Raw genomic sequence first — 11879 nt, 5'->3', positions numbered from 1 at the left:
TTAGAATTAACTTCAACGCTAAGGAAAGAATAAAAACCTTTAAAAACAGCAGCCTAAACAAATTGCAATATTGGTACAACCGTTGCAACTTCTTATGTGCAATCTAGCAAACTTAAGGAGAGTACTATGGCAACACAAACTACTACGCCAAAAACAGCGAAAGCGAATAGCGTAACCGAGCCTAGTCACCCAGTCACGGATCAGTTAAAAGAAACACTTCATTCGTCAGTTGATAAACTGGCCGATAGTGCAGCCGTAGCTGAGGACAATATTCGAAATACTGCAAGTCGCTCTGCCGACAATATGTCTGAACGAAAACGTTTAGCTGAGCAAAAATGGCAATCTTCTGGTGTACGTAAGTATGCTATCGAAAACCCATTAGCAACTGCTGGTATGGCATTCGCAGCAGGTATGTTAGTTACTTCATTGTTTCGCAAGAAATAAAGCATGCAGCCTTTACCAGATTTTCGTAATGCCACATACACGCTGAGCAGCGAAAATCCGTTTCGCCTGACTTCTCCGAGAAGTCAGGCGACATTTCGCACTGACCAGTCAGACATATCCGGCACTTCGTCTACCGCCACTCCCCCAGACATTTCGTTTGAAGAAGCATTTAGTTCACTAAAGGCACTTTTCACCCAGAAAAAATATCAAGGTTTTGCATTAGTTGACTTGGTTAACGCCGAACTTCAACTCATTACTAAATCTATTTTTGTTACCATATTTGGTGCACTTACTGCATTTGCATTAGGTGGCTTTTGCTGGATTTTACTCAATTCATGTATAGGATTGGCTATGCATCATGCTGGCATGCCGGCACTTCTTATTATGATTATATTGTTACTCGTAAATAGTGTATTAAGCGTCATCGCATTTATGTATGCACAAAGTGCGTTTCGCTTTATCAACCTAAAACGGCTCGCAACGTTAATGCAATCTTTAATGAAGTAGCGACACTTAACTACGGGATTGCCGTTCGACAGCGTACAACTATGGAGCACTTATCATGAATATTTTTCTGAAGAAGAACTTGGAAGACATTAGACAGTGCCAGCATAACTACTTAGCACAAAAACATCACGCAGAAGCATCACTTGAAGAAGCGAAACGAGATTGTCGGCTGCTTATGGGCAAACCTGAAGTATTATTAGGTATTATTGCTGCTGGAGCTTACAAGGGCATTAATACTGATGCCCCCAAGAGCAAAAGAAATCAAGCTATTATGACTTTTGTGCGCACCACCGCGCTCTCATTTCTAAGATAATAGTAACCAAATTTAATACTAGGAATTATCATGCGCCTTCCAATAAAAATGAAAATAGCGGCTCTAGCATGCAGTGTGTTTTTTACCGCGTGCACTACTACACCTATAGCTTCCCCTACGCCGTACAAATCTGCGGTGACTAAAGAAGGTTACGGTTACTCAAGCGTTCAGCTAACCGACAATGAATACCGAGTTTTATTTAAAGCTACTGACCGAACCCCTGCCGATGTCATTCAGCAATTCGCATTGCGCCGAGCAGCTGAACTCGCAAACAAACAAAACTACGAATGGTTGGCAATTGTTAAAACCGATGTTGATAAAAAACCTGTTATGGCCAGAGCGGTAACTCACAGCACGGATAAACCCCAACCGTTTGCAACTAACCAGCAATGTACCATGTCAGGATGTACAGAAGTGGCACAACCTGCACCAGGCCAGGGACAAAATACCGTTACGCAGACTCAAATTAATGATGTTTACTTTTCTATCTTGGTAAGAATGAACAATACCAAAGCTAGCTTAGGGAAAAACGCGATGTCTGTTCAGGAAATTTTGGCAAATCAGGCTGACAACGCTAAATAAGCGTTTCAGCTGACAAATATTGTGTAGTTAAACGACCGCCATTTGGCGGTCTTTCTATTTTCAACATGCAATACTATTTATTACTTTTTTCGGAGTCTAAATGTAATGTATTAGCACGTTCGACCCAATCCAGATCTTTTGTTTGTTCATCTAACGTCGCATTGGCATCTTCTAAGAAAACTTTACAAAAATATTCTACTGACTGAAATCGTTCTCGGTACTGTTGCAATTGCACTTCCATTTCATACATAGCATTTGAAAATTCTGAGTTGGATTTCGACAACTCATAATCACACTTAAGATACGCACATAAAACATCAGCCGCCTTAGCAAGACGCACGTGAATGTCATCTTTATCTTGTTCTATTAAAGGCTGGTAACGCTTCTGTAGCGGCTCAGGCAAGGTTTGTATCAGCATAGCCTCAAACCTGCGCTCGAGCTTCTTAATAGCAGCAGTAGTTTCAGGGTCGTGATATTTCACAGGGCTTGGAATATCACTCATACCCGCAATTTCGCTACCTTCATGAAATATAGCCATAGCAGCAACTCGGTCAGGGTCGACATCTTCGTTAAACACATCCGCGGCTATTGCGCCTAGCATATGCGCTACCATAGAGGCTTCGTAGATGTGTGTAGACAACATCTCCTCTTGAAACTGTGCCATTAAAGGCCATCGTTTCACATTTCTTGCCCGTTGCATTAAACCTATAAATGCGGAGTGAGTTTTTGCCATTTCGCGCCCTTTAGTATAACGAGAGTTAAAAAGTGATAGTAGCATCTGCAAATCGTGAATGCTTCTTTGCTTCCTACCTGCTTTAGCTATGTAAAAAGTGCAAATGCTCTGTAAACCTTGTTTATCCCACAAAGAAATTACTAGCCTAAAGTAGCACAAATAAAAAATAAAACGTATTAAATCATAAGCTTAACATTTAGGCACGGAGTTCGCATTAGTATCTATGTCAGTAACGGAGCAAAAAGAGGATTTAGCTATGTTAGGTTGGGCAATTACTTTTTTCATTATCGCCATTATTGCAGCAGTTTTTGGTTTTGGCGGCATCGCAGGTGCAGCAACAGGTATCGCACAATTTTTATTTTTTGTGTTCATCGCCTTACTAGTCATTTCACTAGTCGCGAATGCCTTACGCGGTCGGTCACCACGAGCATAAATTTATTACGCTTTTAGATATTTTTAAATCTTTAAGATACTTTTAGGAAACAGGAGAACGGACATGATCTCACAGAAATCATTATTAAAACTTTTAGCAGCTGGTACATTCGCACTAACACTTGCCGCATGCGGCGATAACAACGCAGAAGATGCAGGCGAAGAGCTAGACGAAATTGTAACAGATGCAGGCAACGCAGTAGAAGATGCTTGTGAAGATGTTAAAGAAGGCGCAAACGCCGAAGATAAAGATTGTTAATTCACGCTTTATCATGAAAAAAGCTGATGGACTTTGTCCATCAGCTTTTTTTTTATACTTCTTCCCCGCCAAGCTCTCGCGCTAAATCGTCTAACTCTGATAACGTTCTATCAAACTCAGCTACCGCGTAACGGTAAGATACCAACACGTGACGATCACTGCGTCCAAACTTCACGACAAGTGAATCAACATCCATATGTTTAACCGTGTTGATAAAACGATATGCCGTCATCTCACTGGCAAAACCAAATTCAACTTGGCTTTTCATTTTAAGCAACCACCTCTGGATTGTTATCCAATACATTCACTACTCGTTCAAGTAAATGCGTTTCTTGGTCATCAACTTTCCCATGCGCAATCCAATCTTCCAACAACTGCGCAGGAGATAGGCTCTCGCCTTTCTCAAGTTTCGCCGTCATCATGGTTAGCTGTACATTGGTTCGCATACTGCTATCGCTCTGGGGGCTGGGTATATCAGTAGCGGCTTCCAACGCAACGGTTAGCCAATGACGACTTTGTTGCACAGGTGTAGGTTTAGACAGCGCAGACTTCCAACGCTTTCCTAGCAGGTCAGCGTCATCATCACTGATACTAGTAAAGTCGCCTGCCCGCAAACTTTCACTTAACACTGAAATAACCGATTGAGCCCGCTGTTGTACTTTACGAACGTGGCGCTGCTGAGCGCGTGTTTGCTGCTGCTTTTGAATACCGGTTATTTTCTTATCGAGTTTTGCACGCATTGCACCAGGCAAATCTTTCGCACGTGTTTCAATATCCTGAATTGAAGTAGCAATCGCCGATTCATCAGATTCCGAGTCAATAGCATTTAATTGAGTAAAAAGGGTATTAAAGGTTTCATTAAATGCAGATGACTGTGCCTTACGCTGCTCTTTTAAGCGTCCAAACAATGCATCATTTGCTAGGCGGAACTCACGCCACAATCGGCTTTCATCACGCTTACCGGCATGGCCTATGGCTTTCCAATCGTGTTGCAACTGCTGCGCTGTTTCAGTGGCACTAGCAATATCCTCTTGTGCTGACAGCGCTGATGCTTTAGCAACGAGTTCCTGCTTCGCTTTTTTATTCATCCCATGCCACTGGTTCACTTTCGTTTGCAGCGGGCTAATGGTTTTATTCCAACGTTGCTTTAACGACTCGTAATCACGCTTTTCAACTTGGCCACATTCATGCCATTGTTTAACGGTTCTATCGAACACTTTAGCCAACAACGTTTCGTCTTGTGACAAATCGATGGCAGCAACTTGCTCAATTAATGCCTGACGAGCTTTAAGCGCTTTCTCACGCTCGGCATCTAATGCTGCGTAATGTTCGCGACACGGTTGAAATGCAAGTTCTAATGCCGCATCGAAAGCACGTTGTAGTGTGTCATCGTCGCTGCCAGCGCCTAACGAAAGCCACTGCTGTCGTAAATAACGAATAGCTTCACCGCGCTGTTTAATATCTTCAACAGGGGTTGCCGCTAACGCCTGCGCTTCTTCTACCAGTGCAGGTTTTCTAGGCGCCGCGATATAATCTTGCCAGCCTTCAAGGTGAGCAATATCTTCAGCGGTTTTCTCAAAACGCTTAGCCAATTGTTTTTTCACATTCTCAGGCACAGATTCGAAGCTTGCAGATAGCTTTTCAAACTTGGTAATAGCCGCGCGGTATTTACCTTGGGCAATCAAGTTATCAACCACACTGATTTGTTTTCTACACTGGCGAAGCGCGTGGTCTACCTCTGCTTTTTTAGCTTGTTTTTTCTGATTGAAAACACGGGAAGCTGCATGCCAGCGCTTATTAAGGGCGCTTGGTACTGCAATGAGTTCATTGCGTAAATCGTGATACTTTTCACTTAACGCTTTAAATTCAGCCTCAATCGATTCTGGCGCTTTCTGGCTAACGTTGCTGTCTTGAGCGGCTTTGGCTTGACCGACTTTGGCTTGAACAGCTTCGCCTTCAACAGAAGCACTTTCAGTTGCATCAGTGCTTGCAGCTTCTAACACGTCAGTCGTTTGTTCTGTTTCGCCTTTTTCTTTAGCGTCTTGGGCACTTGTTGCTGGTTCAGTAGGCGTACCTGCCGCCTGCTGCTTAGACTCTTCTGCAAGGGACTCTTCTGCAAGAGATTCTACTTGAGACAAACAAATTAGAAGTTTTTGACCGTACTGCTGCTGCATCGAAAAGGCTTCTAAACTGTTGTTTAATGCCGCTATGCCAGCACGAACTTCGTCTAGCAGTTTTTTGCTGCCACCTAATGAAGCCATGTGTTCTGCGCTTACTTCTAACGCGCGTACCGATTCATTTACCACCGCTACATCAGCAAGGGTAGCCTCGCATAAACGCTCACCATAAAGCCAATTAACTTGCGTGGTGGCATGCGATAAGTGCTGCTTGCAAAGGGCTTCTATATCAGCTTTTTCTTTTGCCGTTTTTTGCGCTTCCCATTCAGGTCGAATACGCGATAAGTGACGTGTTACTTTTTCGCTAATACGGGCGAACTTAGCGTCTACTGCGGTCTTTTCTTCTGTACTTAATATCGATGCATCTAACATTAAGTCGTTATATTCAGCTAACAATTCAGCTTGGCGCTTATCAATATCTTCAACGTCTGATTTATCTACCAACGCTTGGTACTTAGACAAACATAAAGTAACACGTCGCATTAACTCAATAGGCTTTTCAGCTTGGGCTTTTAATAGCTGAAGTTTTGCAACGATAGCGCCGTAAATAGCATTATCTCGGCATTTCTTTTCCAGCTTTTGTAGCACACTACTATCTTCAATTGTGGCTAAAATAGCCTGTTGCAGTGCGTTATCTGCATGTTGAAGAAAAATGGTTTGAGTAAAAGCAGGTTTATCGACTTTGTGAAGCAATGTCATTACTAAGCTTTTGTCTGCCAACAACTTTGCGTCATTAACCAACACGGTCTGAATTAATTCACCATTGGCACTTTCGCGCAAGAATGAAGCTTTTTCATTCGCGTTTATATTGACATCACCCTGCCCCATCAATGCGGCTTCAACGGTGCGTTCAGCAATTTTTTTCACTTTCGCATGTTGCGCGCTTTGTGACATTTTAAGCCACAATACAAAAGTATTTAATTTGCTTAGGGCTGCAAGGCTGACATCAGCATTGGCATCGTTAAATGCCAATTCATGTAAAATTGTTTTGTCTGTAGGCTTTTCCGGCGACAGGTTTTGAATGGCTTCCAATCTTTTTTCGGGATTCTGACTGGTGTGAGAAGGAGCAAAGAACCGACTAAATATCATCCTGTTTAAACCGCGCTATAGTGTTGTTATCATCTTCTTGCTTGGAAAGTGCACGTTTAAAATCTGATTTACTTTTATGCACTATTTCGCCGCTTTCATTTACCGTCATATGTTCCGACGATTTCTCAATTTTTGCTTGATACAGCATAACTGCTTGCATACAGCTGGCTTTCTGATCTTCACTTAACGGTGTTCCATCAAGCCATTTACCGGTTTCCACCGATTGACGCAGGCGTTCGTACACCTCTGGCGTCATACTATTTAGTAATACTTCTATATTCATGAACGGAATCGTTTAATAAGTACAATTCTTACGCGGTTGACAAGATACCACACGAAGCCTGCAATACTGGCTACAATAGCGAGATTATGTTGCAAGTCGCCGGGTCTTGTTCCGCCCCAATACATAAAACCGAATCCCGCCACAAATATAATCATGGCAATAAGCGATTGATTTTGAATGCTCTGTAACTTTTTGAATTTTTGTAGATTTTTCTTACGTTCAATATCTTCTGAGGAAGCATCGCCTATTTTGAAATCACAATGCGGGCATATTTTTGCTTTGTCAGACGTTTTTTTATTGCACGATGGGCAGTCAACGAGTGCCATAGTTTGCTCCTGTAGGAATGATGCGGAAATAACCAGGTAGCATTGGTTTTAGAGGTGAGTATTTTACGTATTGAAATGCGTATTGCAAAGCCTATTCAAAGGCAGATGAGCATTAATATAATTTAATTGAAATTGTGGTGTGAAAGCCAAACTTAAAAGGCTACCACGTTGGCTTGCACACCACATTCACACTAACGATTATTTTTTGTGTCTAGACCAGTAATCATTAACGGTTTCTTTCATTTCTTTACTGAGCAGCACAATACCAAATAGGTTAGGTAAAGTCATTACTACAATGGCCACTGCCGACAGTGCCCATACCAATGTGGTATCGGAAAAGGCAGCCCATACAAAGCCAGCTACGTAAATAACACGATATGGCATTACCGAGCGGGGGCCGAGCAAGTAAGTCATCGCCCTGTCACCGTAATACGACCACGCAATCGCGGTTGAGAACGCAAACAGCATAAGCCCAATAGACACTATGTATTGGCCGAAGTTACCGAAATATCCGCGTGTAAAGGCAATGGTCGTTAGTGCAGCAGAGTGCACCAATGATTTACCGCTTACTTCTAGGTTGTCTCGTACGGGTTTACCCTCTTCGATTTTAAGCGTACCGGTAAACAAGTCTTCGCTACCAATGTTGTATTTAACATCTTCAGCAACTGAGCGTGAATTTAACAAGGTAAAGCCATCGCTAACCGCAGTGCCATTTACTACCGTGATGCTACCTGTGTACGCTTTTATCTCGTTACCTTCTACATCATTCAGGTAACCGTAAAGTTTATCGACATCGGCCTGATCGCTGTCATCATATTGGCCTTGAACGAAGAACATGTCTGAACGGTCGAATACGTTTTCATGCTTCTCCTTCCATACACCAGAAGACAAGATAACCAAACCAGTCACCGTACAGATAATGATAGTATCGATGAAAGGTTCAAGTAGCGACACCATACCTTCAGACGCTGGCTCTTTGGTTTTCGCCGCAGCATGAGCAATTGGCGCAGAACCTTGACCCGCTTCGTTCGAGAACAAACCACGGTTTACACCACGGTTAAATGCATACGCAAGTGACGCCCCTAAAAAGCCCCCTGCAGCTGCTGACCCTGTGAACGCATCTTTGATTACTGACGTGAATGACGGAATAATATTTTCGATGTTGGCAAAAATTACCGCTAACGCACCAATAAGGTAAATAACCGCCATTACCGGCACGACTCGCGCAGTAAAGGCAGCAATACGTTGAATACCACCAAGGATAACTAGCGCAAGTAAAATACCTAACACGCTACCTACTGCCCAAGGCTCAAAACCAAACGTGGCTTCGATACTTTGCGCAATACCGTTACTCTGCGGCAAGTTACCTGTTCCGAATGAACTCACTACAGTGGCAATAGCAAACGCCACCGCTAACCATTTCATGTTTAAGCGTCTGTCCATGTAGTACATGGGACCACCCGCCATGGTGCCATCTTCGGTTTTCACACGGTATTTGTGAGAAAGGGTTACCTCAACGAATTTCGTAGTCATACCTAAAAAGGCAGTTACCCACATCCAGAACAAAGCGGCGGGACCACCTAAGAATATGGCGAACGCCACACCACTGATATTACCGGTACCAACCGTACCTGATAACGCGGTAGTCAGTGCGCGGAAATGGGTGGTATCACCTGGATCGCTCTCTTTGTCGAACTTCCCAGTTACCACTTGCCATGCGTGTTTGAAAAAACGAATTTGAGGAAATTTAAGGTAGATAGTGAAGAACAAACCTACACCTAGCAATACGTAAGGAAACCACCCTGCGCCGCCTAAAAAACCATCCAGTATGACGAGAAAACTATATAACCCTTCCAAGGTATCACCCCTTTATTATCTTGTTGTTATGATTTCTATTATTGTATTTATTAATAAAGCCCCGTTGAAAAGGGGCTTTTTTGTGATGCTAATTTAACGTATTAACCATTTAACTTCTTTACTACGGCATTTACGGCAATAAGTAAATCCTCGCCAAGCTGTCTGCTGCGCTGAACAGACCAGCCATAAATTTCATCTGGTACATCTGCGTTGTCCTTAAACGGCATTTCAACGGTGTAAGACATGCAGTTAAACTTCTCACCTACTGCATTGGCTGCCACGGTTAGGTTCCCCTCACCTGGCGCGTCCTTGTCGTATCCAAATTCGTCTTGGAACTCTGGCGTTGCATTTAACAATGCATCTTTAAAGGTGTCCTCTAACGCTTTGATTTCGTCAGAGTAACTTGGGTTACCTTCACAGCCTGCCACAAAATTGTACGGCAATGCTTCATCACCGTGCAAATCGACAAACATATCTACGCCAATTTTTTCCATGGCGTCCATCACATAAAGCACTTCGGGGCTTTTATCTGCACTAGGCGTTGCCCACTCACGGTTTAAATTGGTGCCTACCGCGTTGGTACGTAAATGACCGCGTGCGCTACCATCAGGATTCATGTTAGGGACGACGTAGAACACAGCGTTATCCAGCAATTGTCGCGCCAGTCCGTCTTGCTCATCAAGCAAACGGTAAATGAGCCCTTCTGCACACCACTCGGCCATGGTTTCACCTGGATGCTGTCTGGCGGTAACCCACACTTTTTTCTTATTCGGTGTCTCTTCACCAATCACTAGCATAGACATATCGCGACCATCTAGGGTTAAACCTAGAAAGCGATGTTCACATAGCAATGACATCTGCGCATCGTGCACTAGGTCAAGATGCCTTTCGTAGCTATAAGGGATGAAGTAAGCAAAATAAACGCTAGGCTGTTCGAGGGTAAGTGAGAATGTGAGGTTATCGCCGTCAAACTCGCTGGGAATACGAAACCAGGTTTGGCGATCGTATGACGCAAGCACATTGTAGCCTTTCCAACCATCTGGATAAGCTGACTTTGCCAAGTCAGTAATAGTCATTGTATGGGTAACAAACGACTCGCCAACTAAGCGAAAGTGAAACCATTGAGCAAATTCAGATTGATTATCTTTAGGTATAGCAAGACGAATGTCTTCAGGTGATTGTGCGCTTAGCACCTCAATATTACCGCTGTCGAATAGACTAGAAATATGCATAAACTGTCGTTTCCCTCTTTATTTGAGCGGTAATTTAGCATAGTCAGCAACACAAATACCATGTGCCAATGCGCTATTTATGCCACTTGAAGGCACGGTTTTGTTTACACAAATAAAAAACCGACCCTAGGTGGTCGGTTTTTTATTCAAATTGAATATTAAAGCGGCAATGTTGGGAAGCTTTGTCCTGCCATATCACGGATAACACGCATTACCTGACAGCTATAACCAAACTCATTGTCGTACCAAACATAAAGCGTAAGGCGTTTATCGGCTACAATCGTCGCCTGGGAATCGACCACTGACGCTGCTCGAGAGCCCACTAAGTCGGTAGACACAATCTCTTTACTGGCCGTGTAATCAATTTGGTGTTGCAAGGTAGAAAAGAGTGCGGCATCACGCAGAAATTCATTCACTGCTACTCTATCTGTGCCTTTCGTTAAGTTAAGGTTCAAAATAGCCAATGATACATTCGGCGTAGGCACCCGAATAGCGTTACCGGTTAGCTTGCCAGCAAGCTTAGGGTAAGCTTTCGATACCGCTTTCGCTGCACCCGTTTCGGTAATAACCATATTAAGCGGCGCACTGCGACCACGTCTGTCACCCTTGTGATAGTTATCAATGAGGTTTTGATCATTGGTGTATGAATGCACGGTTTCAACATGACCGTCTTCAATGCCGTATTCTTCATCCAACGCTTTAAGCACAGGCGTAATCGCATTGGTAGTACAACTTGCTGCTGAAAGAATGGTATCGTCTGGCGTAATCTCTTCATGGTTAACCCCATGAACGATGTTTTTAATATCGCCTTTACCTGGTGCCGTTAGTACGGTTTTAGACGCACCTTTCGCTTTAAGGTGTAAACCTAAACCATCGCGGTCACGCCAAATACCGGTATTATCAACAATAATCGCGTTGTCGATACCGTATTGTGTGTAATCAACCTCGTCTGGACTGTTTGCGTAAATCACTTGAATAAATGAGCCATTTGCTTTTAATGCATTACGTTCATGATCAATAGAGATACTGCCATTAAATGGCCCGTGCACTGAGTCGCGGCGAAGCAAGCTAGCACGTTTTTCTAAATCGCCATCGCGCCCGCCACGCACCACAATGGCACGTAGACGTAGTTTGTTGTTTTTACCTTGGCGTTCTATTAGCAAACGCGCTAATAAACGACCTATACGACCAAAGCCATAAAGTACAACGTCTTGAGGCTTCTGATCGTCCTCTTTATCAATAACGTCGCCTAACTTCTCACTTAAAAATGCATTTAAGTCGTCGTTGTCTACCGCCGAACCGTAATTAAAGTCGAAGGCCAATTTACCAATATCAATTTGAGCAGGGGCAATCTGCATTTCGCTTAGCGCGAGTAAAATTGGGAAACTCTCCCGAAGTCGCAATTTTACTCCCTCGTGCAAGCGTACTTTGCGATGCGCTTTTATCACATCAGTCGCACTGGCATTTAATAAAGAGCGGCCATAAACTGAAATTTCTACTGCGCTATTTCGGTATAGCTTACCGATAAGGGGCAACATCATTTCCGCGTATTCCTGACGCTCTTGCCAGCTGCTTTGTAATTCCTGCTCAAACTGTTGGTTCATGTTTTTGCCTTTATCGACGTAAATTAACGGTATGTGACACG

At 43.4% G+C, this 11879-nt stretch carries 14 protein-coding genes; 6 read left to right on the top strand and 8 right to left on the bottom strand.

The window, feature by feature from the left end:
• Nucleotides 1-126: 126 nt before the first annotated feature.
• Genes R1T43_RS09050 through R1T43_RS09035 form a run of 4 tightly spaced genes read left to right on the top strand, consistent with a single transcriptional unit; the run spans nt 127 to nt 1846 of the window.
• Nucleotides 127-444 carry a DUF883 domain-containing protein gene (locus tag R1T43_RS09050; RefSeq protein ID WP_317355192.1) on the top strand — a complete coding sequence of 106 codons (318 nt, stop codon included), beginning with the start codon at nt 127-129 and terminating at the stop codon, nt 442-444.
• A 3-nt stretch (nt 445-447) separates the two neighbouring features.
• Nucleotides 448-951, top strand: coding sequence for a hypothetical protein (locus R1T43_RS09045; RefSeq protein ID WP_317355189.1), 504 nt, complete (start codon nt 448-450; stop codon nt 949-951).
• A gap of 55 nt (nt 952-1006) precedes the next feature.
• Nucleotides 1007-1264 (top strand): hypothetical protein, encoded by a 258-nt coding sequence (locus R1T43_RS09040; RefSeq protein ID WP_317355186.1) that lies wholly within the window; start codon nt 1007-1009, stop codon nt 1262-1264.
• Nucleotides 1265-1294: 30 nt separating this feature from the next.
• Entirely contained in the window at nt 1295-1846 is a 552-nt protein-coding gene (locus tag R1T43_RS09035) for a CC0125/CC1285 family lipoprotein (protein ID WP_317355184.1), read from the top strand.
• A gap of 73 nt (nt 1847-1919) precedes the next feature.
• On the opposite strand, the gene yfbR is transcribed toward R1T43_RS09035, so the two are convergent.
• The gene (gene yfbR, locus R1T43_RS09030; RefSeq protein ID WP_211071325.1) at nt 1920-2579 is read right to left on the bottom strand and encodes a 5'-deoxynucleotidase; all 660 of its coding nucleotides are present in this window, start codon (nt 2577-2579) and stop codon (nt 1920-1922) included.
• 256 nt (nt 2580-2835) lie between these two features.
• On the opposite strand from yfbR, the gene R1T43_RS09025 reads away from it, so the two are divergent.
• Together R1T43_RS09025 and R1T43_RS09020 are read left to right on the top strand one after the other, a co-directional pair.
• The gene (locus R1T43_RS09025; RefSeq protein ID WP_041452796.1) at nt 2836-3012 is read left to right on the top strand and encodes a DUF1328 domain-containing protein; all 177 of its coding nucleotides are present in this window, start codon (nt 2836-2838) and stop codon (nt 3010-3012) included.
• 63 nt (nt 3013-3075) lie between these two features.
• Entirely contained in the window at nt 3076-3270 is a 195-nt protein-coding gene (locus tag R1T43_RS09020; protein WP_211071326.1) for a hypothetical protein, read from the top strand.
• A 52-nt stretch (nt 3271-3322) separates the two neighbouring features.
• Here the strand turns inward: R1T43_RS09020 and R1T43_RS09015 are convergent, their stop codons facing one another.
• The 7 genes from R1T43_RS09015 to R1T43_RS08985 all read right to left on the bottom strand — a co-directional run bounded on the left by R1T43_RS09015 (nt 3323) and on the right by R1T43_RS08985 (nt 11838).
• Nucleotides 3323-3538: a hypothetical protein gene (locus R1T43_RS09015; protein ID WP_061997703.1), complete on the bottom strand. Its 216-nt coding sequence runs from the start codon at nt 3536-3538 to the stop codon at nt 3323-3325.
• 1 nt (nt 3539) lies between these two features.
• A complete protein-coding gene (locus R1T43_RS09010; protein WP_317355175.1) occupies nt 3540-6536 on the bottom strand; it encodes a DUF349 domain-containing protein in 2997 nt (998 codons plus the stop codon).
• Nucleotides 6526-6819 (bottom strand): YeaC family protein, encoded by a 294-nt coding sequence (locus R1T43_RS09005; protein ID WP_013783657.1) that lies wholly within the window; start codon nt 6817-6819, stop codon nt 6526-6528. The genes R1T43_RS09010 and R1T43_RS09005 overlap by 11 nt, the downstream gene beginning before the upstream one ends.
• On the bottom strand, nt 6816-7145 hold the full coding sequence (locus R1T43_RS09000) for a zinc ribbon domain-containing protein (protein ID WP_013783656.1): 330 nt from the start codon (nt 7143-7145) through the stop codon (nt 6816-6818). The genes R1T43_RS09005 and R1T43_RS09000 overlap by 4 nt, the downstream gene beginning before the upstream one ends.
• Before the next feature lie 198 nt (nt 7146-7343).
• The gene (locus tag R1T43_RS08995; RefSeq protein WP_211071328.1) at nt 7344-9002 is read right to left on the bottom strand and encodes an alanine/glycine:cation symporter family protein; all 1659 of its coding nucleotides are present in this window, start codon (nt 9000-9002) and stop codon (nt 7344-7346) included.
• Nucleotides 9003-9103: 101 nt separating this feature from the next.
• Nucleotides 9104-10234, bottom strand: coding sequence for a M14-type cytosolic carboxypeptidase (locus R1T43_RS08990; protein ID WP_317355166.1), 1131 nt, complete (start codon nt 10232-10234; stop codon nt 9104-9106).
• A gap of 158 nt (nt 10235-10392) precedes the next feature.
• Nucleotides 10393-11838, bottom strand: a complete 1446-nt coding sequence (locus R1T43_RS08985; protein WP_211071330.1) for a glyceraldehyde-3-phosphate dehydrogenase — start codon at nt 11836-11838, stop codon at nt 10393-10395.
• Nucleotides 11839-11879 lie beyond the last annotated feature (41 nt).

The sequence above is a fragment of the Alteromonas sp. CI.11.F.A3 genome (assembly GCF_032925565.1).
Lineage (GTDB): Bacteria > Pseudomonadota > Gammaproteobacteria > Enterobacterales > Alteromonadaceae > Alteromonas.
Note: the sequence above shows the minus strand (reverse complement) of the source record. Positions and strands in the feature narration are given on the sequence as shown.